This is a genomic window from Streptomyces sp. NPDC101490 (genome assembly GCF_044767145.1).
GTDB lineage: Bacteria > Actinomycetota > Actinomycetes > Streptomycetales > Streptomycetaceae > Streptomyces.
The window spans coordinates 57,489-83,573 of sequence record NZ_JBIWNI010000021.1; the positions used below are offsets into that span (position 1 = coordinate 57,489).

General features: G+C 72.4%; 23 protein-coding genes and 2 tRNA genes. 3 read left to right on the forward strand and 22 right to left on the reverse strand.

Going from position 1 to position 26,085, the window contains the following annotated elements; genetic code table 11:
- Positions 1–4 precede the first annotated feature (4 nt).
- The 7 genes from ACIRQY_RS28675 to ACIRQY_RS28705 all read right to left on the reverse strand — a co-directional run bounded on the left by ACIRQY_RS28675 (position 5) and on the right by ACIRQY_RS28705 (position 10,113).
- On the reverse strand, positions 5–640 hold the full coding sequence (locus ACIRQY_RS28675; protein WP_403930626.1) for a winged helix-turn-helix domain-containing protein: 636 nt from the start codon (positions 638–640) through the stop codon (positions 5–7).
- Positions 641–1,078: 438 nt separating this feature from the next.
- Positions 1,079–3,616 carry a ComEC/Rec2 family competence protein gene (locus tag ACIRQY_RS28680; protein ID WP_403930628.1) on the reverse strand — a complete coding sequence of 846 codons (2,538 nt, stop codon included), beginning with the start codon at positions 3,614–3,616 and terminating at the stop codon, positions 1,079–1,081.
- 146 nt (positions 3,617–3,762) lie between these two features.
- On the reverse strand, positions 3,763–4,623 hold the full coding sequence (locus ACIRQY_RS28685; RefSeq protein ID WP_403930630.1) for a helix-hairpin-helix domain-containing protein: 861 nt from the start codon (positions 4,621–4,623) through the stop codon (positions 3,763–3,765).
- Positions 4,624–5,031: 408 nt separating this feature from the next.
- The gene (locus ACIRQY_RS28690; RefSeq protein ID WP_403930632.1) at positions 5,032–5,877 is read right to left on the reverse strand and encodes a DegV family protein; all 846 of its coding nucleotides are present in this window, start codon (positions 5,875–5,877) and stop codon (positions 5,032–5,034) included.
- Between the two features lie 113 nt (positions 5,878–5,990).
- Positions 5,991–6,749, reverse strand: a complete 759-nt coding sequence (locus tag ACIRQY_RS28695) for a hypothetical protein (RefSeq protein ID WP_403930633.1) — start codon at positions 6,747–6,749, stop codon at positions 5,991–5,993.
- Between the two features lie 122 nt (positions 6,750–6,871).
- Positions 6,872–9,748, reverse strand: coding sequence for a leucine--tRNA ligase (leuS, locus tag ACIRQY_RS28700; RefSeq protein WP_403930635.1), 2,877 nt, complete (start codon positions 9,746–9,748; stop codon positions 6,872–6,874).
- Between the two features lie 292 nt (positions 9,749–10,040).
- Positions 10,041–10,113 (reverse strand) — tRNA-Ala (locus ACIRQY_RS28705).
- 124 nt (positions 10,114–10,237) lie between these two features.
- Here ACIRQY_RS28705 and ACIRQY_RS28710 point away from each other — a divergent pair.
- The gene (locus tag ACIRQY_RS28710; protein ID WP_351792871.1) at positions 10,238–11,476 is read left to right on the forward strand and encodes a glycosyltransferase 87 family protein; all 1,239 of its coding nucleotides are present in this window, start codon (positions 10,238–10,240) and stop codon (positions 11,474–11,476) included.
- Here the strand turns inward: ACIRQY_RS28710 and ACIRQY_RS28715 are convergent.
- Positions 11,455–11,688 (reverse strand): hypothetical protein, encoded by a 234-nt coding sequence (locus ACIRQY_RS28715; protein WP_056559019.1) that lies wholly within the window; start codon positions 11,686–11,688, stop codon positions 11,455–11,457. The genes ACIRQY_RS28710 and ACIRQY_RS28715 overlap by 22 nt on opposite strands.
- A gap of 588 nt (positions 11,689–12,276) precedes the next feature.
- Between ACIRQY_RS28715 and ACIRQY_RS28720 the strand changes: the two genes are divergently transcribed.
- Positions 12,277–13,179 carry a helix-turn-helix transcriptional regulator gene (locus ACIRQY_RS28720; RefSeq protein ID WP_403930637.1) on the forward strand — a complete coding sequence of 301 codons (903 nt, stop codon included), beginning with the start codon at positions 12,277–12,279 and terminating at the stop codon, positions 13,177–13,179.
- 3 nt (positions 13,180–13,182) lie between these two features.
- Here the strand turns inward: ACIRQY_RS28720 and ACIRQY_RS28725 are convergent.
- The 7 genes from ACIRQY_RS28725 to ACIRQY_RS28755 all read right to left on the reverse strand — a co-directional run bounded on the left by ACIRQY_RS28725 (position 13,183) and on the right by ACIRQY_RS28755 (position 17,584).
- Positions 13,183–13,255 (reverse strand) — tRNA-Ala (locus ACIRQY_RS28725).
- A 95-nt stretch (positions 13,256–13,350) separates the two neighbouring features.
- On the reverse strand, positions 13,351–14,004 hold the full coding sequence (locus ACIRQY_RS28730) for a histidine phosphatase family protein (protein ID WP_351792933.1): 654 nt from the start codon (positions 14,002–14,004) through the stop codon (positions 13,351–13,353).
- Positions 14,001–14,468 (reverse strand): ribosome silencing factor, encoded by a 468-nt coding sequence (gene rsfS / locus ACIRQY_RS28735; protein WP_366440552.1) that lies wholly within the window; start codon positions 14,466–14,468, stop codon positions 14,001–14,003. The genes ACIRQY_RS28730 and rsfS overlap by 4 nt, the downstream gene beginning before the upstream one ends.
- A 150-nt stretch (positions 14,469–14,618) precedes the next feature.
- Positions 14,619–16,352 (reverse strand): LCP family protein, encoded by a 1,734-nt coding sequence (locus ACIRQY_RS28740; RefSeq protein ID WP_403930638.1) that lies wholly within the window; start codon positions 16,350–16,352, stop codon positions 14,619–14,621.
- A 36-nt stretch (positions 16,353–16,388) separates the two neighbouring features.
- Positions 16,389–17,009, reverse strand: a complete 621-nt coding sequence (gene nadD / locus ACIRQY_RS28745; RefSeq protein WP_403930639.1) for a nicotinate-nucleotide adenylyltransferase — start codon at positions 17,007–17,009, stop codon at positions 16,389–16,391.
- Between the two features lie 51 nt (positions 17,010–17,060).
- Positions 17,061–17,222 carry a hypothetical protein gene (locus tag ACIRQY_RS28750; protein WP_351792857.1) on the reverse strand — a complete coding sequence of 54 codons (162 nt, stop codon included), beginning with the start codon at positions 17,220–17,222 and terminating at the stop codon, positions 17,061–17,063.
- A gap of 83 nt (positions 17,223–17,305) precedes the next feature.
- On the reverse strand, positions 17,306–17,584 hold the full coding sequence (locus ACIRQY_RS28755; RefSeq protein WP_403930681.1) for a hypothetical protein: 279 nt from the start codon (positions 17,582–17,584) through the stop codon (positions 17,306–17,308).
- A gap of 129 nt (positions 17,585–17,713) precedes the next feature.
- On the opposite strand from ACIRQY_RS28755, the gene ACIRQY_RS28760 reads away from it, so the two are divergent.
- On the forward strand, positions 17,714–18,871 hold the full coding sequence (locus ACIRQY_RS28760; protein WP_403930641.1) for a M48 family metallopeptidase: 1,158 nt from the start codon (positions 17,714–17,716) through the stop codon (positions 18,869–18,871).
- A 211-nt stretch (positions 18,872–19,082) separates the two neighbouring features.
- On the opposite strand, the gene ACIRQY_RS28765 is transcribed toward ACIRQY_RS28760, so the two are convergent.
- From ACIRQY_RS28765 to ACIRQY_RS28795, 7 genes are all read right to left on the reverse strand, one after another.
- Entirely contained in the window at positions 19,083–20,162 is a 1,080-nt protein-coding gene (locus tag ACIRQY_RS28765; RefSeq protein WP_351792851.1) for a hypothetical protein, read from the reverse strand.
- Positions 20,163–20,276: 114 nt separating this feature from the next.
- Positions 20,277–20,837, reverse strand: a complete 561-nt coding sequence (locus ACIRQY_RS28770; RefSeq protein ID WP_403930643.1) for a hypothetical protein — start codon at positions 20,835–20,837, stop codon at positions 20,277–20,279.
- Positions 20,838–20,914: 77 nt separating this feature from the next.
- Positions 20,915–22,198, reverse strand: a complete 1,284-nt coding sequence (locus ACIRQY_RS28775; protein WP_351792845.1) for a glutamate-5-semialdehyde dehydrogenase — start codon at positions 22,196–22,198, stop codon at positions 20,915–20,917.
- 129 nt (positions 22,199–22,327) lie between these two features.
- Complete coding sequence (locus ACIRQY_RS28780) at positions 22,328–22,849, reverse strand: hypothetical protein (RefSeq protein ID WP_351792843.1); 522 nt, start codon at positions 22,847–22,849, stop codon at positions 22,328–22,330.
- Between the two features lie 127 nt (positions 22,850–22,976).
- A complete protein-coding gene (proB, locus tag ACIRQY_RS28785; protein ID WP_351792931.1) occupies positions 22,977–24,107 on the reverse strand; it encodes a glutamate 5-kinase in 1,131 nt (376 codons plus the stop codon).
- A gap of 133 nt (positions 24,108–24,240) precedes the next feature.
- Entirely contained in the window at positions 24,241–24,663 is a 423-nt protein-coding gene (locus tag ACIRQY_RS28790) for a GtrA family protein (protein WP_351792928.1), read from the reverse strand.
- A 338-nt stretch (positions 24,664–25,001) separates the two neighbouring features.
- Positions 25,002–25,997, reverse strand: coding sequence for a glycosyltransferase family 2 protein (locus tag ACIRQY_RS28795; RefSeq protein ID WP_403930645.1), 996 nt, complete (start codon positions 25,995–25,997; stop codon positions 25,002–25,004).
- Positions 25,998–26,085: the final 88 nt, after the last annotated feature.

Genomic DNA, 26,085 nt, shown 5'->3' on the forward strand with positions numbered 1-26,085 from the left:
CGGTTCACTCCGCTCCGTTCCCGGGGACTTCCTGGTCCAGATAGGCGATGCGCACGATGCTGACGGGCCGGGAGCCCTCCGGCCGCAGGGACGCGTCGGACGCGCGCGCCTCGTAGGGCCGCATCAGTTCGTCCATCCGGGCTCCGAGGGCGGTCAGCTCCTCGGGAGTGAGGTGGAGCATCGTGTCGCCGAACTGCTCGGCCTGCCGCCACTCCTTCGACAACCACCGCCGGTTCTCCCTGGCCCGGGTGACCCGCTCGAAGTAACGCTCGGCGATGGCCGAACCGAGCACGTCGGCCGCCTCCGCGACCGCCGGGTCCTCGCTGTACTCCGGCCACTCGGTGTACCGCGCCGTGGCCCGCCAGGGCTTCTCCCGCCCCTTGCCGCCGGGCGCCTGCTCCACGAGTCCGTACTTGGCGAGTATCCGCAGGTGGTACGAGCAACTGGCGACGGACTCCCCCGTCAGCTCGGCCGCCCGGGTGGCCGTGAACGGCCCGTTGGTGCGCAGCAGCCCCACCAGGGTCATCCGCAGGGGGTGGGCGTAGGCCCGCAGGGCGCGCGGGTCGGTGAGCCGAACACTGCGGGGCTGCTCGCCCTCGACCTGCTCACCATCGGACTGGGGGTCACTGTTCTCCGGCATGATGTAAAGATATCTTTAGAAAGATTTCTTTACAAGCATTTCTTTAGATGTACGGGGAGAGGGACGCGCCCGGGGGCGGCTCAGGGACGGCTCAGTGACGGGGCGGAGGCAAAGCGAGGGCAGGGACGGGGGAGGGCAGGGACGGTGGGAGGACGGGGGCGGGGGAAGGACGGGGGCGGTGGGAGGACGGGGCTCAGTGACGGGGGGGGGCTTGCCCCCCCCCCCCCCCCCCCCCCCCCCCCCCCCCCCCCCCCCCCCCCCCCCCCCCCCACCCCCCCCCCCCCCCCCCCCCCCCCCCCCCCGGCGGGGGGGGGGGGGGGGGGGGGGGGGGGGGGGGGGGGGGGGGGGGGGGGGGGGGGGGGCCGCCGGGGGCCCCGGGCGGGGGGGGGGCTTCCCCCCTCCCCCCCCTCGCCCTCCCACCCCCACCCACCCCACCCCTCATCTACCTCTCGGCACCGCCACGAGCGCGTTGCCCGACCCCACCACCGCGACGGACCCGTCCCGGTCGGTCCGCAGCACCCGTGCTCCGCCGTCCCGCAGCAGGTCCAGCGTCCGGGGCGAGGGGTGGCCGTACGGGTTGTCCGGGCCCGTCGACACCAGCGCGAGCCTCGGCCGCACGGCCTGTGTCAGCCCGGGGTCCTGGTAGGCGGAACCGTGGTGGGCGACCTTGAGCACATCGACCGGTGGGAGCTCCGGATGGGCTCTCAGCAGTGCCCGCTGGGCCGGTGGCTCCAAGTCCCCGAGCAGCAGCAGGGTCAGCCCACCGGCCGCCCGGACCAGCAGGGCGACACTGGCGTCGTTCGGTCCCTCGAAGAACTCCCCGCCTCCTACGCCCGCCCCGGTCATCGGCCAGAGCACCCGCCACTCCAGGCTACCCACCCGTCGCCGCTCTCCCGGCCCGGCACGGATCAGTGGCACGCGTGCCGCCGCCGCCGTCCGCCGGACGAACGCGGCCTGGGCGGGCGGCTCTTCGAGTCCCGTCGTCTGGATGGCCCCGACCTCCCTCCCCCGCAACACCCCGGGGAGCCCGGCCACATGGTCCGCGTGGAAGTGGGTCAGCAGCAGCAACGGCACCCTCCGCACCCCGAGTTCGCTCAGGCACCGGTCCACCGCCGCCGGGTCCGGGCCCGCGTCCACCACCACGCCCGCGTCCCCGCCCGCCGCGAGCACCGTCGCGTCCCCCTGTCCCACCGAGCACATCGCGTACACCCAGCCCGGCGGCGGCCATCCGGTGACCCACCGGGTCAACGGAACCGGCCGCGTCACCACGAGCAACAGCACCACCGCCAGCAACGATCCGATCGGCACCCGGTACGGCAACCCGCGCGCGCCCCGCACCAGCAGAACCGTGAGCGCCGCCAGGGCGAGACCACCCCACCATCCGCCGGGCCAGGCCATTTCCGCCCCCGGCAGCGCCGCGCCGGTACGGGCCACCCGCGCGATCCACCCGGCCGGCCACCCCGCCAGCCACGCCAGCCACTCCGCCGCCGATGCCCACAGCGGCGCCACAGCGAGCGCGGCGAAACCGAGCACCGTGGCGGGCGCCACCGCGAGTTCGGCCAGCAGGTTCGCGGGGATCGCGACCAGGCTCACCCGGGCGGCGAAGACCACCACGACCGGAGCACAGACCGCCTGCGCCGCCAGTGAGGCCGCGAGCGCCTCCGCGAGTCCGCCGGGTACCCCGCGCCGCCGCAACGCCTCGCCCCACCGGGGCGCGAGGGTGAGCAGTGCCCCGGTCGCCAGGACCGAGAGCAGGAAGCCGTAACTCCGCGCGAGCCAGGGGTCGTAGAGCACCAGGAGCAGCACGGCCGCGGCCAGTGCGGGAACCAGTGATCTCCGTCTGCCGGTCCCGATCGCGAGGAGGACGACGAGCCCGCAGGCCGCCGCCCGCAACACGCTCGGATCCGGTCGGCAGACGACCACGAACGCGAGCGTCAGCGCTCCGCCCGCCAGCGCGGTGCCCCGCAGGGAGAGTCCCAGCCGGGGTGCGAGTCCACCGCGTTCCACCCGGTGGGCCCGTCCCGGCCGCCCGACGAGCAGGAGCAGCACGATGGAGAGGTTGCTCCCGGATACGGCCAGAAGGTGAGTGAGGTCGGTCGCCTCGAAGGCGTCCCTCAGCTCCGGCCCGATGCGGGAGGTGTCCCCCACCACCAGGCCCGGCAGCAGGGCCCGCGCGTCCGGTGCGAGCCCCCCGGTCGCCCGGCGCAGCCCGGCGCGCAGCTCCCCCGCCAGCTGTTGCGGCGCGGTCGGCGGCCCGACGATCCTGGGTGGCCCGGCTCCGTCCGTCTTGAGCACCGCCGCGTACGGCTCGCCCGGCCGTGCCGGACCCAGCCGTCCGGTGACCCTCAGCCGGGTCGAGGGCAGGAGCCGCAGCCATTCCGGCCGGCCCTCCCCCGGCGGCACGATCACCAGGACCGGAGCCCTGGTCCGTACGGCCCCGTCGTCCGGCTTCCGTGCCTCGGTCACCACGCCGTCCAGGACGACGGACACGGGGACGGTTCCGCTTCCCCGCACCCGGGGCCTGGTGAGCCTCGGGTCGGAGGCCACCGTCACCTTGAGGTGTACGCGCGTGGCGTCCTCCGCCAGTGCCGGGACGGGGCCTCTCCGCAGGTCCGCCGCGTGGAGTCCCGCCGAGGCCGCCCCTGCGGCGGCGCACAGCAGTGCCCCGGCGCACGCGGTCGTCCGCAGTCTCCACCCCGCGGTCCCCTTCCGCTCCCGGTCGGCTCCCGCCCTCTCCTCGGCGGACCGTCCCACCGGCCCGGCGCCACGCAGCTCCTCGTCGTGCTCCCCGCCACCGGACCGCCACCGCGCCACGACCGGAGCCAGCAGGACCAAGGCCGCCACCAGACAGCACCCGGCACCGGCGAACGTCCACCACCCGGTGGCGCCCAGTGCCCAGGCGGCGGCCGCCCATGCCGCCCCCGCGAGCGGTACGAGCCGCAGATCCGTCGGCCCCTCGTCCCGCCGGTACGTCATGGGGCGCTCTGTTCTGTCCGAGTCCGTCGGGTCTCCGTCCCTTCCGGGGCTCCGGACCGTCGCCCCACCTCGTTCCTCGGCCGCCGCCTCCTCACGTCCAGGAGTCGTCTCGGTGCCCCGCGCTCCGCTCCGCCCCGCACTCCGCCTCATGGCCGGACCAGTGGTTCGAGGTCGGCGAACCGGCGCTCGCCGATGCCGTTGACCTCGCGTAATTCCCCGACCGAGCGGAAGCCTCCGTGCTCCGCCCGGTGGTCGACGATGTGCCCGGCGAGGACGGGGCCGACCCCCGGGAGGCCGTCGAGTTGCTCCACCGTGGCCGTGTTCAGGCTCAGCGGAACCCCCGGCCCGCCGCTCCCCGCACCGGAGCCGGAGCCTGGCCCCGTGGCGGAGATGCCCGGCAGTCCGACGAGGACGTGTTCGCCGTCGAGGAGCACCCGGGCCCGGTTGAGGCCCGTGAGGTCCGTGTTCTCCTTCGCGCCGCCCGCCGCGCGCAGGGCGTCCGCGACCCGGGACCCGGCGGGCAGCGTCAGCACCCCGGGCCTGTGGACCTTGCCACCGACGTCGACGATCACCTTCGCGCCGCCCGGATTCGCCCCGCCCGGAGCGGGAAGCGCACCCCGGCCCGCTTCCGCGCCGACGCGCGGCACGGGCCCTGGTGCGGACGGGGCCATGGACGCGGCGGCCCGTACGAGGTCGGGCGCCTGGACCGGTTCCGGTCGTCCGGCCCAGAAGTAGCCGCCCGCGAGGCCACCGGCCGTCACCAGGACCACCGTCAGGGCGGCCAGTGTCCTCGGTTCGAGGCCGCACCGGGTCTGCACCCACACCGGGGTCCGTTCGCGCAGCGCCGCCGCCAGTCGTCGGCGTGCCCCCGGTGGTGAGCCGCGCTGCCACACCTCGGGCTCCTCGGGGGTCCCCCGCGGCGGTTCGGCCGCCCTCTCCTGCGGGGCCGCGCCCGGGAACAGCGCGTCGCCCCGGTGCCGGGCGCCGTCCCCCGGCACCACGGCCACCCGCCGGACACGAACCCGCCGCCTGACCCGCCCGGAAGCCGTACCGTGCCCGGACACCGGACCACGCCCGGGACCCGTGTCCCGTCCCATGGCCGTACTCCGTACCCCGGAGCGGTTCCGGCCGTCGGACCCGGGCCCCCTGCCCGGCCCGCTCGTCACCCCGCTCCCGGCTCCACTCGCCGTCCCGGGCATGGCCCCGCCAACAGCCGGGACAACGAGTGGGCGCGCCGGACCCGGGGCGCCGGGAAGGTCCGCAGGACCATCGGGAACGGTCGTTGCCGTACGTGTGTGAAGAGTCATACGGCTGACGGTAGGGAGCGCCACCCCGTCGTGCGGGACGCGCTCAGGGTCCGTGGACAGCCACCTCGCTGTGGAAAACCCCGTCACCTTCCCGGGGGATGGACCGTCTCAGCGCGGGGAGACGACGACCGCGAGCAGCCCGGGGCCCGTGTGCGCGCCGATGACCGCGCCGACCTCGCTGACCTGCACGTCCGCCGTGCCCGGTACGCGTTCCCTGAGCCGGTCGGCGAGAGCGGCGGCTCGTTCGGGCGCGGAGAGGTGGTGGACGGCGATGTCCACGGCGCCGGTACCGGCCCGCTCCACGGCGATCTCCTCCAGGCGGGCGATGGCCTTCGAGGCCGTCCGCACCTTCTCCCGTAGTTCGATCCGTCCGTTGTCGAGTTCGAGGAGCGGTTTCACCGCGAGCGCGGAGCCGAGGAGGGCCTGCGCGGCACCGATCCGGCCGCCCCGGCGCAGATAGTCGAGGGTGTCGACGTAGAAGTAGGCACTGGTCCCCTCGGCGCGCTTCTCCGCGGCGGCGACCGCTTCGTCGAGGGAGCCGCCGGCCTCGGCGACCCTGGCCGCCTCCAGGGCGCAGAAGCCGAGTGCCATGCCCATCATCCGGGTGTCGACGACCCGTACGGGCAGGGGGGCGTCCTTCGCCGCGAGCACGGCGGCGTCATAGGTGCCGGACACCTCGGCGGACAGATGGAGCGAGACGACGCCCTCCGCCCCGGCCTCGGCGGCTTCCCGGTAGGCCTCGGCGAAGACTTCGGGGCTCGGCCGTGAGGTGGTGACGGGCCGTCTCTTCTGCAGGGCCTCGGCGAGTGCCTGTGCCGAGATCTCGGTGCCCTCCTCCAGGGCGCGGTCGCCGATGACGACGGTCAACGGCACCGTGGTGATGGCGTGCCGCTCCCGTGTCCGACGTGGCAGATAGGCCGTGGAATCGGTGATGATCGCGACATGCCGGGACATGAGCGGGAGGTTACCCGCCGTTGCCCCGGGGTGGCAGCCCGGCCCCCACCGCCGATGTCCGGCGGGCTCGTCCAGGGGTGTGGACCCGGAGTGTTCCCGGGCCGGTCGGGGGGTCAGGTGGTGGTCTCGGGGCGGGCCGACTTCTCCCAGGAGTAGGGGGTCCGTCGGGGGTCGGGGGCCGTGATCGCGGGCCGTTCGTTCTCGTGGCCCGGCGCGGGCGGCCCAGCCTGTCCGTGCTGTCCGGCCTGTTCCGAGGGGTGTTCCCATCCGGTCCGTCCTCCGGGAGCGGCACCGGTGGCACCGGTACCGGCCGACGCGGTCTCGGGGCCGGTCCAGTGGCGCAGGGCTCCCGCCTCGACGTCGATCTGGTCGCTGAGCGCCGACAGGTCGTCCTCGGCGAACTTCAGGGCCCGGTCCCGGGCCGCGCGGCGCAGCGCGTCGGCGGAGCTGGTGATCCGCTCGGTGCGGGCGGTGAGGTCGGGGAGCTGCCCGGACACCCAGGCCCGGTCGGGTTCCCGTTCGAGGCGCCTGAGGTCGTCGTCCAGTTCGAGCCCGTGCGCGCTGAGCCGGTGGAACAGGTCGAGGGACTCCTTCAGGGAGGCGTCCTCTCCGACACCGGCCTGGAGGGCCTCCTGGGTGGCCCGCATCGAGGTGCGCAGCGAGAGCCGGAGTCTGGCCAGCTCGCCCGCGACTCCCGCCTGTCCGAAGCTCTTGGCCCGCAGGGTGGTGTCCTCGACCGTGCGCCGGGCCTGGTCGATCGTGCGGTCGACCCCGCGTTTGGCCGCCTTGACCGCCTTGACCGTCACGTAGACGCCGAGCGCCACGAACGACAAGAAGAGCAGCGCCATGATCGTGATAATCGCGGCTTCCATGTGCGCCCCTCCGGCGTCTGTCGAGTCCCCACTGATGTGGTTCCTCCACGGTAAACGGAAGAGGCAGGTCGGGGGTTCCATCGGAACCCCCAACCTGCCCGTAGGGGAAACCCCTGGGTTCGTCAGCCGGCGACGATGTTGACCAGCTTCGGCGCGCGCACGATCACCTTGCGGATCTCGGCGCCGCCCAGCGCGCCGACCACGTGGGGGTCGGCCAGGGCCAGTGCCTCCAGGTCGGCGTCGGTGATCGACGGGGGGACCTCCAGGCGGGCCTTGACCTTGCCCTTGATCTGCACGACGCAGGTCACGGTGTCGTCGACGAGGTACGCCGGGTCGGCGACCGGGAAGTCCTGGTGGACGACCGAGTCGGTGTGGCCGAGCTTGCGCCACAGTTCCTCGGCGATGTGCGGGGCCAGCGGAGCCACCAGCAGGACCAGCCGCTCGGCGACGGACCGGGACAGCGCGCCGCCCGACTTCGTCAGGTGGTTGTTCAGCTCGGTCACCTTGGCGATGGCGGTGTTGAAGCGCATCGCGGCCATGTCCTGGGCGACGCCGTCGATCGCCTTGTGCAGGGCGCGCAGGGTGTCCTCGTCGGGCGCGGCGGCGACGACGGTGGCCTCGCCGGTCGCCTCGTCGACGATGTTGCGCCACAGCCGCTGGAGCAGCCGGTACTGGCCGACCACCGCGCGCGTGTCCCAGGGGCGGGACACGTCCAGCGGCCCCATCGCCATCTCGTAGAGGCGCAGGGTGTCGGCGCCGTACTCGGAGCAGATCTCGTCGGGCGTCACGGCGTTCTTCAGGGACTTGCCCATCTTGCCCAGGACGCGGCTGACCTTCTCGCCCTCGTACCAGAAGGCTCCGTCGCGCTCCTCGACCTCGACCGCGGGGACGGCGATCCCGCGCGCGTCGCGGTAGACGAAGGCCTGGATCATGCCCTGGTTGTACAGCTTGTGGAACGGCTCGGCGGAGGAGACGTGGCCCAGGTCGAACAGCATCTTGGACCAGAACCGCGCGTACAGCAGGTGCAGTACCGCGTGCTCGGCGCCGCCGACGTACAGGTCGACACCACCGGTGGGCATTCCCTCGCGGGGGCCCATCCAGTACTCCTCGACGGTCGGGTCGACCAGCTTCTCGGAGTTGTGCGGGTCCAGGTAGCGCAGCTCGTACCAGCAGGAACCGGCCCAGTTGGGCATGGTGTTGGTCTCGCGGCGGTAGCGGCGCGGGCCGTTGCCGTCTTCGAGGTCCAGGGTGACGTCGACCCAGTCCTCGTTGCGGGACAGCGGGGGTTCCGGCCGGGTGTCGGCGTCGTCCGGGTCGAAGGTGCGGGGCGAGTAGTCCTCGACCTCGGGCAGTTCCAGCGGCAGCATCGACTCGGGCAGCGCGTGGGCGACGCCGTCCTCGTCGTAGACGATCGGGAAGGGCTCGCCCCAGTACCGCTGACGGCTGAACAGCCAGTCGCGGAGCCGGAAGTTGACCGTGCCCTCGCCGATGCCCCGGTCGGCCAGCCAGGCGGTGATCTTCGCCTTGGCTTCGACGACGCCCAGGCCGTCCAGGGAGATCTCGCCGTCGGCGGAGTTCACCAGCTTCGCGTCGTACGAGGCGAAGGCGTCGTCCCACGTGGTGGGGTCGGTGCCGCGCTCGTCGTCGGGCTGGACGACGCATCGCATCGGCAGCTCGAAGGCGCGCGCGAAGGCGAAGTCGCGGGTGTCGTGGGCGGGGACGGCCATGATGGCGCCGGTGCCGTAGCCCATCAGGACGTAGTCGGCGATGAAGACCGGGACGCGGTCGCCGCTGACCGGGTTGGTCGCGTAGGCGCCGGTGAAGACGCCGGTCTTCTCCTTGGCGTCGGCCTGCCGCTCGACGTCGGACTTGGAGGCGGCCTGCTTGCGGTAGGCGTCGACGGCCTCGGACGGGGTGGCGTGGCCGCCGGTCCACACGTCGTGGGTGCCCTCGGGCCAGGCGGCCGGGACGATCTGGTCGACCAGATCGTGTTCGGGCGCCAGGACCATGTAGGTGGCGCCGAACAGGGTGTCCTGGCGGGTGGTGAAGACGGTGATGGCGCCGGTGTCGCCGACCTGGAAGTCGACGCGGGCGCCCTCGGAGCGGCCGATCCAGTTGCGCTGCTGCAGCTTGATGGCCTCGGGCCAGTCCAGTGCGTCCAGATCGTCCAGGAGGCGGTCCGCGTAGGCGGTGATCCGCATGTTCCACTGGCGCAGCTTGGCCTTGAAGACGGGGAAGTTGCCGCGCTCGGAGCGGCCGTCGGAGGTGACTTCCTCGTTGGCCAGGACGGTGCCCAGGCCGGGGCACCAGTTGACCGGCGCCTCGGAGGTGTACGCCAGGCGGTACTCGCCCAGGACGTCGGCGCGCTCGGTGGCGGACAGCTCGTTCCACGCGCGCGTGGAGCCGGGGATCTCACGGGTGCCGTTCTCGAACTGCTCGATCAGCTCGGCGATCGGACGGGCCTTCCCGGCCTCGTCGTCGTACCAGGCGTTGTAGATCTGCAGGAAGATCCACTGGGTCCACTTGTAGTACTCGGGGTCGATCGTGGCGAACGACCGGCGCTTGTCGTGGCCCAGGCCCAGCCGGCGCAGCTGGACCTTCATGTTCTCCATGTTGGCCTCGGTGGACACGCGCGGGTGCGTGCCGGTCTGCACGGCGTACTGCTCGGCGGGCAGGCCGAAGGCGTCGAAGCCGAGGGTGTGCAGCACGTTGTGGCCGGTCATGCGCGCGTGGCGGGCGAAGACGTCCGTGGCGATGTAGCCGAGCGGGTGGCCGACGTGCAGTCCCGCGCCCGAGGGGTACGGGAACATGTCCATGATGAACTTCTTGGGGCGCGCGACGACCTCGGGGTCGCCCGCCAGGTCACCGGTGGGGTTGGGCGCCTCGTAGGTGCCCTCGGCGTCCCAGAAGTCCTGCCAGCGTGCCTCGATGTCGGCGGCCATGGCCGCCGTGTAGCGATGCGGGGCCGCCGTCTCGACGGCCGTATTGATCTCGGTCATGGTCCTTGAAGCTCCATCGATCGTCTCTGCCCACTGCCACGGACTGCCGTGAAATGAAAAATCCCCTCGCACAGGAGGGGACGCCGCGCCGACTCCGACGGAATGTCTGTCGTCCGTCGGGACTGATCAGCGCGGCTCGGTAAGCAGAAGGCGTACGGCACGCATGGCGCCAGGGTACCGCAGGGCCCGCGCGGGCCGCACCGGCGTTCCGGGGAGCGGTCGCGCACACCGGCCGGAGGGAGGAGACACGAAGAAGCGGGCCACCCGATCCGGGTGACCCGCTTTCTTTCTGTGGAGCTAAGGAGAATTGAACTCCTGACCTCCTGCATGCCATGCAGGCGCTCTACCAACTGAGCTATAGCCCCTTGCTTTCTTCCGTCTCCGTTCCGGTTTCCCTCGCGGCGACAGACAGAACATTAACCGGCTCCCCGGCAGATCTCCAAATCGTTTCCCGGGGCCCTTCTGACCTGCCGGGTAGGGTCGCCGACTGTGTCCGTCTCCGTGCTCTCCCGAACCCGCGCCCGGCCGTGGCCCCTGGCCACCGCCGCGGCGGTCTGTCTGTTCTCGTTCGTGGCCTTCTGGGCGGCGCAACGCCTGGCCCACGTGAACATGCTCGATGTGATGGTCTACCGCGCCGAGGGCGAGACGGTCCTCGCGGGCGGCGATCTGTACGCGATGCGTGCCACCTCCGCGAACCTGGGCATGACCTACCCGCCGTTCGCGGCGCTGCTGTTCGTCCCGCTGACCCTGGTGGGCGTGCCGCTGATGCGGACGCTGGCCACCGCGGGGAACCTGCTCCTGGTGGTCGCGCTGGTGCAGTTGTCGCTCCAGCTGGTCCGTCCGTCGCTGTCCCGTGCGGACCTGTGGCGTACGACGCTGTGGGTCGCCGCCGTGGTGGTCTGGTGCGAGCCGGTGTGGACGACGCTGCGGTACGGCCAGATCAACCTGCTGATAGCCGTGGCGGTGCTCTGGGACCTGACGCGCCGGGAGGGCAGCCGCTGGGCCGGTCTCGGCATCGGTCTGGCGACGGCGGTGAAGCTCACACCGGGGCTCTTCGTGGTCCTGCTGCTCGTCGCCGGGTTCCTCCTGTGGCGGCGGGACCGGACCTGGAACCAGTGGCTGCGCACGGCGGCGACGGCGACGGGGGTGTTCCTCGGGACGACGCTGGCGGTGGCGGTCGCCCTGCCCGCCGACTCCCGGCGGTTCTGGACGGAGACCCTGTTCGAGACCGGGCGGGTCGGTTTCGCCGAGGAGACGGCCAACCAGTCGATCCGCGGGGTGCTGGCCCGGCTGATGCACACCGACGACCCGGGCATGTGGTGGGCGGTGACCGCGGCGCTCCTCGGCGGCGCGGCGATGGTGCTGGCGGTACGGGCGGCCGTGCGCGGCGACAAGGCGGTGGCGGTGGTCGTCTGCGCGTTCACCGCGCTGATGATCAGCCCGATCTCCTGGTCCCACCACTGGGTCTGGTGCGTGCCGCTGCTGATCCTGCTCGCGGACCGCTCCACGCGCGCGTGGCCGGTGACGGGTGCGGTGGCCCTGGCCTTCGCCTCGTTCATGCTGTGGTGGGTCCCGCACGACCCGGGGCGGCCCGAACTGGACCAGAACGCGGGCCAGATGCTGCTCTCGGCCGTCTACCCGCTGACGGCGACCGCGGTGTTCGTGGGGTACGCGCTGACGCTGAGGCGTCAGGGCCTGCCGCGGCGTCAGGCCGTGGCGAAGGAGTAGAACCGTTTGAGGGTGCAGTGCTCGTCGAGGAGCCGGCCGTAGATCGGCTCCCCCTCGAGTTCGCGGTACGTCTCGATGGGGTCGCCTTTTATGATCAGCGCCCGTGCGCACTCCTCGCACCAGTACTGGAATCCGGGGTTGACGGGTTCCATGTCGCGCACGATGGGCGTCCCGCTGCCGCACCAGTCGCATTTCCGCCTGTGCGCACCCATCAGCGGGCTCCGGCCGCGACTGCGGGCCGTGCGCCCCTGGGACACACCCCGCCGTTGTCACCGAGCACTTGGGTCACCCTCCCATCCGGAATCTCGTCCCCCTCCGGCCGTCCGATTCTGCCATGGCCCCGCAAGGGGGCGGCCCGCTCGGTGCGGCGGCCGGACCGCCCCGCCCACGAGCGCGGCGACGGCCGGGGCCTGCGGCGTCACCGACAGGACGGGCGCGTTCCGCTGACCCGGTCCCGCCCTGTGCCGGGCGGGGCCGGGTCCACGCGCGCGTGGGGAGTTCCCTGCCGCACGATCCTCGACGTCCACGACACTCCGGGTCCACGCGCGCGCGTGGGGAGTTCGGCGCGGGTCGTCGGGGCCGTGACGCCGGCGGCGGAGACGTTGGGGAGTGCCGTGGACCGGGCGGCGGTCCGGGCCGGTTGTCGGTGCCACCGTCTTTACTGGTCGTGGGACGTGTCGTGGTCGAGGTCGTGCGCCGAGCGTGACCGGGGTCCGGCACGGGTGGGAGCCCGCCGATGCCGGTGCCGACAGCACCCGGCGACGGCGGCGCGGGGACTCGACCATGGGGGTGGGACGATCGTGACCGCCGTACCTGAGCAGCGACGCCGACGGCCGGAACTGGCCGCCTTCCTGCGGGCCCGCAGGGCCCGGGTGGCACCGGAGGACGTCGGGATGCCACCGGGGCTCCGCCGCCGCACGCCCGGTCTGCGCCGTGAGGAGGTCGCCCGGCTCTCCGGGGTCGGCGTGACCTGGTACACGTGGTTGGAGCAGGGGCGTCCGATCAACGCGTCCGCGCAGGTCCTCGACGCGGTCGCCCGTACGCTGCGGCTCGACTGCCCCGAGCGCGAGCACCTCTACCGGCTGGCCGAGGTGCCGTACGCCCCGGAGCCGTCCGCGTCCGGCCTTCCCGAGGTCGGCCGGGAGATCCAGGGCATCCTCGACGCCCTGGATCCGCGCCCGGCGGTGCTCTACAACGCCCGGTACGACGTGCTCGCCACCAACGGCGGGTACGAGCGGCTCTTCTTCCGGGGCGGGCCGGAGCCGGACACGGGCCCGTACGGCATGCGCAACGCGCTGTGGGCACTGTGCGGAGCTTCGGGGGCGGGTTGCCCGGTGGTCGACCGGCGGCGGGAGCTGCCGCTGATGGTGGCCAGGCTGCGGGGCGCGTACGGGCGCCATGTGAGCGAGCGCGCCTGGGAGGAGTTCATACGGCGGCTGGTGGAGGCGAGTCCCGAATTCGCCCGGCTGTGGCGCGGCACCGACGCGGTGCCGCCGAGGGCCCGGGTGAAGGTCTTCCGGCACGCGCGGGTGGGCGAGGTCCGGATGACCTCGGTCTCCCTCTCCGTGGACGGGATGCCGGAGTGCCGGATCGTGGTCTACACGCCGGACGACGAGGAGAGCCGTCTCCGGATCGCGTCCCTCTACGGGACGGCGGACGGAAACGACGGATCCCGCCCCCCTGAAGGGGACGGGATCCGGTGACTGTGGAGCTAAGGAGAATTGAACTCCTGACCTCCTGCATGCCATGCAGGCGCTCTACCAACTGAGCTATAGCCCCTCGTGTTCCTCGCGCTCTGCGCTGCGAACAAGAAGAACTTTAGCCTGTGACCTGCCGGAAAGTGAAATCCGGGTCCGGCCGGCCGACCGGGGGGCTCAGGTGTCGTCGCCGAGCACCGGCTCGGGCAGCGTGCCCGCGTTGTGCTCCGTCAGCCGCCAGCCGCGGGCGCCCTCGCCGAGGACGGACCAGCAGCAGTTCGAGAGGCCGCCGAGGCTCTCCCAGTGGCGGGCTTCGAGGCCCAGGAGCCGGCCGATGGTGGTGCGGATCGTGCCGCCGTGGCTGACCACGACGAGCGTGCCGTCCCGGGGCAGCTTGTCGGCGTGGTCCAGGACGACCGGGGCGGCCCGGTCGGCCACCTCGCTCTCCAGTTCGCCGCCGCCCCGGCGCACGGGCTCGCCGCGCTTCCACGCCGCGTACTGATCGCCGTACCGCGTGACGATCTCGTCGTGGGTCAGACCCTGCCACTCCCCCGCGTACGTCTCGCGCAACGCGGAGTAGTGGGCGACGGAGTGGCCGGTGAGCGTGGCGAGCTCGGCGGCGGTGGCCGCCGCCCGCTTCAGGTCGGAGGCCACGATGGCGTCCGGTTCCAGCGCGGCGAGAAGCCGGGCGGCCCGGCGCGCCTGGGCCACGCCGGTCTCCGTCAGCTCGATGTCGGTCGAGCCCTGGAAACGGCGCTCCAGGTTCCACGAGGTCTGGCCGTGGCGCCAGAGGACGATGCGACGGCCCCTGCCGCCCTCGGTGGTGCTCAGTTCAGCTCACCGTCCACTTCGTCGGGCAGCCCGGCGGCGTGCTCGGAGAGGTCGACACCGGTCAGGGCGGCGTGCTCGGCACCCTTGCCGTGGGTCTTCCGGGCGTCCTCGGGGAGGGGCAGCTCGGGGCAGTCCTTCCACAGGCGCTCGAGCGCGTAGAAGACGCGCTCCTCGCTGTGCTGGACGTGGACGACGATGTCGACGTAGTCCAGCAGGATCCAGCGGGCGTCGCGGTCGCCTTCGCGGCGGACCGGCTTGGCGCCGAGGTCCTTGTTGAGGCGCTCTTCGATCTCGTCGACGATCGACTTGACCTGGCGGTCGTTGGGCGCGGAGGCGAGCAGGAAGGCGTCGGTGATCGACAGCACGTCGCTGACGTCGTACGCGATGATGTCGTGCGCGAGCCGGTCGGCGGCCGCCTGAGCGGCGGCGTTGACGAGTTCGATGGAACGATCCGTGGCGGTCACAAGCAGGCTTTCGTCGGCGGGTCCAGTACCCCTCCAGGGTCTCACGGACCGCCGACGGCCCCGCCAACGTTTTCCGGGGGCCGGTGCCGGGCGGCCCGGACCGGCCCCGCGGGGCGGCTCGGGGCCGCCCCGCACCGGTCCGGGCGCCTGCTACCGGCCGGCCTTCTCGACCTTGTAGTCCTGGCCCAGGACCACGGTGACCACGGCTGCCCGGGCGGGCTTCCCCTTCGTGACCGAGGCGGCCGGGAGGCCCAGTGTCTTGGCGACTTCCTCGGCCGTTGCCTTCTGGGTGTCGTCACCGTAGATGACCTGCGACTTCTCCTGTGTCGCCGCCTCCACGCCACCGACGAAGGAGTAGCCGCCGTTGGCCAGGACGACCCGGGCCGACTCGGTCGCCTTCTTGCCCGAGGCGTCACGGACCGAGACCCGGGGCACGCCGTCGGACTTGGGCGCGGTGACCTTGCCGCCCAGGACGTCCTTGACCAGGCTCTCGCCCGCGCCCTCGGTCAGCGTGCCGTCCTCGGCCACCGGGAGGACGCTCGTCCTGTACGCGCCCATCTTGGCGTGCTCGGCGAGTTTGGCCAGGGAGGCGCCCAGGTCCTTCTCGGGGAGGGAGGGGTCGAGGATCTGCTGGAGGGTCTGGACCGTGACCGTGGCGGCCCCGGGGTCGGAGGAGAACTTCCGCAGCACGCCGTACATGACCTGTCCGAAGCGCTGGAGCTGCTTGGCCTCGGGCTCGCCGGGCACCCGGTAGGTGGCGTAGGCGACGGCGGCACGACCGTTGAGGGTCTGCTTCTCGCCCTTGCGGACCAGCGGATCCGCGCCCTTCTTGGCGTCGGGCACGTCGATGTCGGTGTCCACCTCGATGCCGCTGAGGGTCTCGACCAGGTTCTCCAGGTACGGGGTGTCCAGGCGCCAGGTGCCGGTGACGGCGGTCCCGAGGAGGTTGTCGACCGCCTGCCGGGTCCCGCCGGAGCCGTCGTCCTCGACGGATTTGCCGAGGGTGGTGGCCACGCCCTCGTCGTCGGCGACGACCAGGGTGTTGGGGAGCAGCACGGTGGTGCCCTGGCGGGTGGTCGTGTTCTCCACGAGCAGGGCGGTGGACGTCCGGCCGCTCTTGGTCTCGTGGAGGTGGACGACGATGGTGTCGCGTTTCTGCGGGCCGGTGGCGGTGCCGCCGGTCTTGGTCCCGCCGTCGGACGTTCCGGGGAGGAGGCCGGTGGACCAGAGGTAGCCGACGCCGCCCACGACGGCGAGGACGAGGACGACGACCAGGGCGACGATCCGGTTGCGGCCCCGGCGCCTGGCCTCTTCGCGGCGTTCCGAGCGGCTCTCGGTGAACTTGAGCCAGTCGATGACGTCCTCGGAGTCCTCGTCTGGCTCCTCGATGAAGGAGAACTGCTCGGTGCGGTAGTCGCGGTCCTCGCCGTCGGTCTCGGCGGGGCCTTCGCCGGTACGGGCCGCCGGGGTGGGCCGTTCGGGTGCGGGGCGCTGTCCGGGGACGCCCGGCGGGGCCGCGACGGGCGCGGCGGGCGGGGTCGGTACGGGGGCCTGGGCCGGGGCGGGTGCCTGCGCGGGTGTCGGGGTGGCCTCGGGCTGGGCCGTCCACTGCTGTCCGGTGCCGTAGCCGGGGTAGGTGTAGCCCTGCTGCCCGTAGGGGTCGTAGGAGGGCTGCTGGGTCTGGCCCGGCTGCTGGGCGTAGGGGTCGTAGCCGTAGGTCTGCTGCGGCTGCTGAGCCTGCTGTCCGCCGTACGGGTCGTAGTGCTGCCCGGTCCCCTGTGGGGGCGTCTGTGGCTGCTGGTACACCGGCTGGCCGTACTCGTCGTAGCCGATGATCTGCGGCTGCGGACGGTACGGATCGTACGGATGCTGCTGGTCGTTCACGGGTGCCCCTCCCCGAAGCTCACTCGCCGCGCCGGCTCACTCGCCGCGGTACAACTGGCGCTTGTCGATGTAGCGCACCACGCCGTCCGGGACCAGGTACCAGACGGGATCGCCCTGTGCGACCCTCGCCCGGCAGTCGGTGGAGGAGATGGCGAGCGCGGGCACCTCGACCAGCGAGACGCCGCCCTTGGGCAGGCCGTCGTCGGTGAGGTCGTGGCCCGGCCGGGTGACGCCGATGAAGTGGGCGAGCGAGAAGAGTTCCTCGGCGTCGCGCCAGGTGAGGATCTGCGACAGCGCGTCGGCCCCGGTGATGAAGAAGAGGTCCGAGTCGCTGTTGAGAGAGCGCAGGTCCCGCAGGGTGTCGATGGTGTAGGTCGCTCCGCCGCGGTCGATGTCGATCCGGCTGACCGAGAACTGCGGGTTGGACGCGGTGGCGATGACCGTCATGAGGTACCGGTCCTCGGCGGCGGACACGGTCTTGTCGCTCTTCTGCCACGGCTGTCCGGTCGGCACGAACACCACCTCGTCGAGGTGGAACAGGGCGGCGACCTCGCTGGCCGCCACCAGGTGTCCGTGGTGGACCGGGTCGAAGGTTCCGCCCATCACGCCGAGTCGGCGCTTGCCGCGCCCGCCAGTAGGCACTTCCTGCTCTCCCATGCGTGCAGAGCCTACTGGCACGGCGGCGGACGCCTGATCAGGGTCTCCGGTTCAGCGGTCGCGGTTGAAGCGGGTGGTGATCCACAGCAGCAGGAGCAGGGCACCGAGCGCGCCGAAACCGATGATGTAGGGGTTGAGGCTGTGGTGGTTGCCGCCGTGCTCGGCCCCCTCGGCGAGAGAGACCAGGTGGGTGGCGGTGCTGTGGAGGCTCATCTTCGGCAGACCTATCGATCGGGGATGGGAGCGGAGACTTCGCGCACATCGTATGCGGGCGGTCCGGAGAGGCCCACGCCGACTCAGGCGTTGGCGTCGCGCTCCGTGTTGCCGTCGGCGGTGTCCGCGCTGCCGCCGACGGTGTCCGCGGGCTTTCCGGCGTCGGTGGACCCGGTGGCGGCGGAGCCGTTCGTCGTACCGGTCGGGTCGGGGTCCTCGGTGCGGTAGCCGCGCAACAGGAACCAGGCGAGCAGGACGCCGCCCACGATGGAGACGAGCAGCACGATACGGAGGGTGTCGCCGGGCCCCTGCTCCGCGGCGGCGGCGAGCAGGGCGGTCACGGAGTCTGCGGTGTCCGGCATGTCGGTCGTGCTCCTCGGTCGTCCGTGGTGCCCGAGTTATCCACAGGGCCCCGGCACACGGTAGCGCCAGCGCCTAGGGTGGGTGTGGTCAGGGGGACGAGCACCGACTCGTACGAACAGGGGGCATCCATGACCGAGAACGACCAGGAGAGCGTGCCGAGCAGGCAGCGCAAGCGGTTCCCCGGCATCTCCTCGCGGGCCTACGAACATCCGGCCGACAGGTCTGCGCTGGTGGCGCTGCGCAAGCTCAGCGGCTTCGACACGGTCTTCAAGGCGCTCAGCGGGCTCCTGCCCGAGCGCAGTCTGCGGCTCCTCTTCCTCTCGGACTCCGTCCGGGTGAGTGACGCACAGTTCACCCACCTCAACGACATGCTGCGGGACGCCTGTTACATCCTGGACCTGGAGAAGGTCCCGCCGATGTACGTGACGCAGGACCCGAAGCCGAACGCGATGTGCATCGGCCTCGACGAGCCGATCATCGTCGTCACCACCGGTCTGCTGGAGCTCCTCGACGAGGAGGAGATGCGGGCGGTCGTCGGCCACGAGGTCGGCCACGCCCTCTCCGGGCACTCCGTCTACCGCACGGTGCTGCTCTTCCTGACCGGTCTCGCGCTCAAGGTCGCCTGGATCCCGCTGGGGAACGTGGCGATCACCGCGATCGTGACGGCGCTGCGCGAGTGGTTCCGCAAGTCGGAGCTCTCCGCCGACCGGGCCGGGCTCCTCGTCGGGCAGGACGTGCGGGCCTCGATGCGCGGGCTGATGAAGATCGCGGGCGGCAACCACCTCCACGAGATGAACGTGGACGCGTTCCTGGCCCAGGCCGAGGAGTACGAGAAGGCCGGTGACCTGCGGGACTCGGTCCTGAAGATCCTCAATGTGCTGCCCAGGACGCACCCCTTCACCACCGTCCGGGCGGCGGAGCTGAAGAAGTGGGCGGAGAGCCGCGACTTCCAGCGGATCATGGACGGGCACTACCCGAAGCGCACGGAGGACAAGGACACCTCCGTCACGGACGCCTTCCGCGAGTCGGCGGGGCACTATGCCGACACCGTGCGGACCAGCAAGGATCCCCTGCTGAAGCTGGTCGGGGACATAGCGGGCGGCGCCGGTGACCTGGCGGGCGACCTCGGTGGGCGGCTGCGCAACCGCTTCGGCGGCGGCCAGGGGGACAGGAGCGCGCAGGGCGGCAAGGCCTCCGAGGGCGAGCGGGGCACGCCGGGCGACGCAACGGACGGAACGGACGGAGCCGAGGGAGACACCGGAAGCACCGGAAGCACCGAGAAGTAGGCCCGCTGGTCGCCCGGCACTCCCCCCGTCGCCACCCTGTCGTCACCCACCCGCCCGGCACTTCCCAGACGTCGGACACCGACCGTCGGTACGTGCCAGTCGTCCACCGACCGTCGGTGCTCCCGGCGCCGGACACCGACCGCCCGGCAGCCAGGACACCGATCGCCCGGCGTCCACCGGGTGGGCATGATCGCCGGGGCTCGTCGAGGGGTTACGGGGAGGGCTGGGCGGTCGGGGCGAGCGTTCCGCAGAGGGACGGGGCGGCGGGCCGGGCCGTGGCGTACGGGTCGGTGACCGGAGGCCGGCCGCCGTCCGGGGCCCGTGCGCCCGCCAGGAGCGGTCGCAGGGCGCCGGTGCCGTCCGGGCCGCAGGCCTGGGGGCCCGCCTCGACCGTGCTGGTCAGCAGCTCGGCCCGGTGCATGCGCAGGTCGTCGCGGTCGAAGCGGAAGCGGACGACGCGGTGGACGGTGAAGAGGGAGGCCGCGACACCCGGCGCCTGGGCGGCCGGGCGGAGGGCGTAGGTGTACGTGTGGTCCGCGAGGACGTCGAGGGTTTCGGTGCCGGTCTCCTCGTAGTGGAGGACTCCCTGGACCCGGACGCCGGGGTCCGCGAGGACCGCCTGTCGGGGGTCGAAGCGGACGAGCCAGGCGGCGAGGGCGTGTCTGCCGTCGTCGGCCGGTGTCTCGACGCTCCGGTCGAACTGCTCCAGCTGGTCGGGGTCGAGCAGTACGCGCGGGGGCCGCACGGTCGCCCCGGACAGGACGTCGGGCTCCAGACCGGAGGCCACGAGGTAGTCCTTGGCGATGCTGAGGGCGGTGACGACCTGGCTCTCGGCGAAGTGGGAGGTGCGCCCGGCGAGGGGCAGGTTGATCCCGGCGGCGCCGACCGCGTACTCGGCGGCCGGGCTGCGGTCGAAGAGCCGCTCGGGCGTACCGCCGACGACGGGGCCCTGCGGGGCGAGCGGGACGACGGTGGTCCGCAGGGGTTCGGCCCGCTGGTCGGCGGGCGGCTGGTAGGGGTTGCGGACGCCCAGGTAGAGGGCGGTGCCGAAGGCGAGGAGGATCAGCAGGACCAGCAGGACGGTGGGACGGGAGCCGCTGCGGCCGTCCCGGACGACGGGGGCGCTGCGGACGGCACGGGCGGGCTCGCCCATGCGCTCACTGGCCGAGAACTCCTGGAGACGGGCAGCACGGACGAACGCCTCGTCGAAGACGACGGATCGGTACTCGTCCTCACCACCGCCGGGGAGCCCCTCGGGCGTCCCCTCGGGCGGGTCGCCACGGCTTGCCATACTTTCAGGGTAGGTCGGCGGGGGCTTCGGTAAACGCCCAGGTACACGACAAGTTCGGAAGAATTCGCCGTCCGGGCGTTGTGGGGGCGTCGAGGGTCGTGGGGGCTCCGGCCGCTATCCGGGTGATGTGGACCGCACGGCGGGCACCTGGGCGACGGGCGGGGCCGGATGCGGATTGGGTGCGTCGACGCCCGTGGTGGCGGGCGGCGGGACCTGGTCCTGCCGGTTGGCGGCCGCGCCCCGGTAGACGGCGCTGAAGGCGAGGGCGACCATGCCGACGCCCATGACGAGGGCGAGCATCCAGGCCACCGGCCGGTGCCAGCGGGCGCTGCCCCGGTAGGGGCGCAGGGCGCCTCCGTGGCGGCCGTAGGGGCTGGCGTCGTCCCCGATGTCGTCGGGTTCGTAGGTGAGGCCGGGAAGGTCGCGGCGCTCCCCGTAGGGGTCGTCGTCGGCGGATCCGCCGCCCGCACGGGCTCGGGCGGCCTCGGCCTCGGCACGGGCCTGGGCCGAGGCGAGCAGCCGCTCGACGGCGGTCGGTTCGTGGAAGGCCGCGGCCCGTACGAAGTCCTCGTCGAAGACCACGTCGGCGTAGACCTCGTCGGCGCCTCCGCGGTCGACAGCGTCCTCGGGGTCCCCGCCGTCCTGGAACGGCTTGCCCCCCACGTCGTCCGGCACGGATTCAGAGTAGACCCGCGAGGGGGTTTTGGGCAGGGAGAGTGCGAACCCTCCCTGCCCGTACCGAAAGGAGGTGATTACCGCACGTGACCGTCGCCGGTGACGATGTACTTGGTCGAGGTCAGCTCCGGAAGGCCCATGGGGCCCCGGGCGTGCAGCTTCTGGGTGGAGATCCCGATCTCCGCGCCGAAGCCGAACTGTCCGCCGTCCGTGAACCGGGTGGAGGCGTTCACGGCGACCGTGGTCGAGTCGACCAACTGGGTGAATCGACGGGCCGCGGCCTGCGAGGTGGTGACGATCGCCTCGGTGTGGCCGGAGGACCACATCCGGATGTGTTCGACGGCCTTGTCGAGGGAGTCGACGACGGCGGCGGCGATGTCGTAGGACAGGTACTCGGTCTCCCAGTCCTCGGCGGTGGCCGGGACGACGGTGGCCTTGGAGCCCTCGGCGAGGGCGAGGACCCGCTCGTCGGCGTGGACGGTGACGCCCGCCTCGGCGAGGGCGTCGAGGGCCCGGGGCAGGAAGGCCTCGGCGACGTCCTGGTGGACGAGGAGGGTCTCGGCCGCGTTGCAGACGCTGACCCGGTGGGCCTTGGAGTTGATCAGGATGTCGACGGCCATGTCGAGATCGGTCTGCGCGTCGACGTAGACGTGGCAGTTGCCGGTGCCGGTCTCGATGACGGGGACGGTGGACTCCTCGACGACCGTGCGGATCAGGGAGGCGCCGCCGCGCGGGATGAGGACGTCGACGAGGCCACGGGCGCGCATCAGTTCGCGGACCGACTCGCGGGACTCGCCGGGGACGAGCTGGATGGCGTCGGCGGGCAGTCCGGCGCCGCCGACCGCGTCCCGCAGGACCTTCACCAGGGCGGCGTTGGAGGCGTAGGCGGAGGAGGAGCCGCGCAGCAGGACGGCGTTGCCGGACTTGAGGCAGAGGGCGGCGGCGTCGACGGTGACGTTGGGGCGGGCCTCGTAGATGATGCCGACGACGCCGAGCGGGACGCGGATCTGGCGCAGGTCGATGCCGTTGGGGAGGGTCGAGCCACGGACGACCTCGCCGACGGGGTCGGGCAGCGCGGCGACATGGCGGACGTCGGCGGCGATGGCCCGGACGCGCTCGGGGGTGAGGGTCAGCCGGTCGACGACCGATTCGCTGGTCCCGGCCTCGCGGGCCTTGGCGATGTCCTCGGCGTTGGCCTCGATGATCTCGGCGGTACGCACTTCCAGGGCGTCCGCGATCGCCAGCAGGGCGTCGTCCTTGGCCGCGCGCGGGAGTGGCGCGATTTCGGCGGCGGCGCCACGGGCCCGGTAGGCGGCCCGGGTGACCGGGGACAGGTTGTCGAGGGGCGTGAGCGAGGTCATGCCCGCAGGGTACTGGCAGCCCCGCGGACATCCCTCACGCATCCCGCACTCCGAGACGTGCTCCCACGCCACGGGACGACGGCCTTCCCCGGTGGAGAATTCCCCGGTCGGCCGAGGCCGGTACGGCGGTCAGTACGGGTGGACGCCGACCGGGGCCGCCGGGGGCGGGCCGTAGCCCTCCGCGATGCGCTGGTGGTAGGTCTCGCGGTCGATGACCTCGAGGCCGACGATCTCCCACGGCGGCAGCTTCGCGGTCTGCCGGTGCTCGCCCCAGAGGCGCAGCGCGACGGCCGCGGCGTCGTGGAGGTCGCGGGCCTCCTCCCAGTACCGGATCTCGGCGTGGTCGTTGGCGTAACGGCTGGTCAGCAGGAAGGGGTGGTCGTGGGCGAGTTGTTCGAGCCCGCGCCGCACCTCCTTCAGGGGCGACTCCACCCCGGACACGCTGAGGGTGATGTGCCAGAGCTTGGACACGGGCCGCTGCTCGGCCCGTACCTCCCGTACCTCCCGTGACTCCCCCGGGTCCGTGCCGGGTTCGGCCTTCCTCTCCTCTGACCTGGCCCGTGTCTCGTCGAAGTCGGCTCCGGCCTCGACACTGGTCAGGGCGCGTTCGGCAGTCCCTCGGGGCGGTGCCCCTGGGCGCGCTCGTCTCACCGGCGGCCTCCTGTGTGATGCGTGTGGTGCTGTCCCCGCCCTGCTCTTGCCCCCGGGACAAAGTTGACCAGTCCGAGGGCGTACGTGGGGCGGTTTTGGTGAACGTCCCTTCCGGATGGCCGTACTTTCAGCCGTTTCGGGTGGGGCGGGCGGGATGGCCGATGACGACCAGGTCGTCCCGGTGGACGACCTCCCGCTCGTACTCGGGCCCGAGTTCCTTCGCGAGGACGTGGGTGGAACGTCCGAGCATCCGGGGCAGTTCCTTGGCGTCGAAGTGGACGAGGCCACGGGCGACGGCCCGGCCCCCGGTGTCGCGCAGTTCGACGGGGTCGCCCGCCACGAAGTCGCCCTCGACGGCCGCGACACCGGCCGCGAGCAGCGACTTCTTTCCTTCGACGACGGCGCGGACGGCTCCGTCGTCGAGAGTGAGGGAGCCCTGCGGGGTGGAGGCGTGGGCGAGCCAGAGGAGCCGGTCGGCGGAGCGGCGGCCGGTGCGGTGGAAGTACGTGCCGGTGTCCCGGCCGGTGAGGGCGTCGGCGGCGCGGCTCGCGGAGGTGAGGACGACGGGGATGCCCGCGGCGGCGGCGATCCGGGCGGCCTCGACCTTGGTGACCATGCCTCCGGTGCCGACGCCCGCCTTGCCCGCGGCGCCGATCTCGACGTGGGCGATGTCCTCGGGTCCGGTGACCCGGGCGATCCGGGAGGTGCCGGGCTTGGCGGGGTCGCCGTCGTAGAGCCCGTCGACGTCGGAGAGGAGGACGAGGAGGTCGGCGCGGACGAGGTGGGCGACGAGGGCGGCGAGGCGGTCGTTGTCGCCGAAGCGGATCTCGTCGGTGGCGACGGTGTCGTTCTCGTTGACGACCGGCAGGGCGCCCATGGCGAGCAACTGGTCGAGGGTGCGGTAGGCGTTGCGGTAGTGGGCGCGGCGGCTGGTGTCGTCGGTGGTGAGGAGGACCTGGCCGACGCGGACGCCGTAGCGGGCGAAGGAGGCGGTGTAACGGGCGACGAGGAGGCCTTGGCCGACGCTGGCCGCGGCCTGCTGGCGGGCGAGGTCCTTGGGCCTGCGGGTGAGTCCGAGGGGGGCGAGTCCGGCGGCGATGGCACCGGAGGAGACGAGGACGATCTCCTTCTCGCCGCCGCTGCGGACCTTGGCGAGGACGTCGACGAGGGCGTCGACGCGGTCGGCGTCGAGGCCTCCGGAGGCGGTGGTGAGCGAGGAGGAGCCGATCTTGACGACGATCCTGCGGGCCTCCGTCACGTACGGTCGCGCGCGGTCCGCCTCTCCCGTCACCTGCGTGCTCTGCTGCGTCGTCACGTGCGTCGCCACCTGCGTCGTCCTCACTCGGCTGTCCTGCGCGGCGCCCGCTCCCGGGCGGCGGCTGCCAGGCAATCTACGCGAGGCGGGAGGGCTGCCGCTCGTCCGTTTCGCTTCCTGGACCGGAGGTGGTGGGGCCCTGGCCGGTGCCGCGCGGCACCAGGATGCGCTGGGAGATGAGGTACGTGAAGGGGATGGCGACGACGGCGGCGACGAGCGGCGCGATCCTGTCGTCCATCGCGGCCCAGCTGACCAGGGCGTACAGGCCGACGCTCTGCACCAGGTAGTTGGTGACGTTGGTGAGGGGGAAGAGGGCGAACTTCTTCCAGGTCGGCCGGGTCCGGTAGGTGAAGTAGGTGTTGAGGAAGAAGGAGCCGACCATGCTGAGGAGGAAGGCGAGGGAGTACGCGGCGAAGTACGGCATCCAGGGGTGGAGCAGCAGGTAACAGCCGAAGAAGGTGACGGTGTTGACCCCGCCGACCAGGGCGAAGCGGAAGATCTCGGCGAGCCGCGCGCGCCGGGTACGTCCGCCGGACCCCTCCGCGCCCCGTCCCTGACCGGCCGTCTCCCTTCCGGCCGCCTCCTCCGCCTCTCGCCCCCGGCCGGGCGCCTCCCCCGCGCCCCGGTGCCGTGCCCCGCTGGGGCCTCTGGGATCACATGGGCCGGTGGGGCCAGTGGGGCCGACGAAACCACCAGGGCCGTCAGAATCGCCTGAGCCGACGGACCCACCGGACCCACCGGACCCACCAAGACCATCAGAGCCATCGGCCCCGTCCCGAGCACCCGGACCGCCCGGCCCGGACGGCACCCCCGGCCCCCCCGGCCCCCCCGGCCCCATCAGCGCTCCCCCTCGGTGGCCACGACCCGGGCGCGTCCGGCGACGGCCCGTTCGGCGGCGCCCCGGCCGAAGGAGCGGTGGGTCTCCTTCACGAGGAAGTGCGGGCGGCGCTTGGTCTCGTAGTAGATGCGCCCGATGTACTCCCCGATCAGCCCCAGCATCACCATCTGCACGCCCCCGAGGCCCACGATGATCGCGACCAGGGTGACGTATCCGGGGGCGGTGACGCCCTGGCTGAGGGCGGCGACGGTCACCCAGACGGCGTAGAGGGCGGCGAGACCGGTGAGCATCATGCCGAGCCAGAGGGCGATCCGCAGCGGGCGGTTGTTGAAGGAGATCAGCCCGTCCATGCCGTAGTTGACGAGCGAGCTGAACCGCCACTTCGTCTCGCCGCCCTCGCGCGCGGCGTTCTGGTAGTCGAAGGTGACGGTGTCGAAGCCGATCCAGGAGAACAGCCCCTTGGAGAAGCGGTTGTACTCGGGGAGCGAGAGCAGGGCGTCGACGGCGGGGCGGGACAGCAGCCGGAAGTCGCCGACGCCGTCGGTGAGTTCGACGTCCACCCAGCGGTTGACGGCCCGGTAGTACACACGGCTGAGGACGGACCGGAGCTTCTTGTCGCCCTCACGGGTGCGTCGCGCCATGACCTGGTCGTGGCCCTGGTGGTGCAGGTCGAGCATCCGCGCGAGCAGCTCCGGCGGATGCTGGAGGTCGGCGTCCATGATGACCACGGCGTCGCCGGTGGACTTGCGCAGTCCGGCGAGCATGGCCGCCTCCTTGCCGAAGTTGCGGCTGAAGGAGGCGTACTGGGTGCGGTGGGGGTGCCGGGCGGCGATGCCGCGCAGCTTGGCCAGTGTTCCGTCGGAGCTGCCGTCGTCGACGTAGCAGATCTCGTAGCCGACGGGGAGGGCGTCGAGCACCTGGCGCATCCGCGCGTCGAAGAGTTCGACGACGTCCTCCTCGTTGAAGCAGGGGACGACGACGGAGAGCCTGGTCATGGAACGGTCACTCCAGAGGGAGGGGCGGGAGTACGTCCTGAGGGACCACCACCGAACTCTTCTTCGAGCGGCGCGGCCACGGTACGGA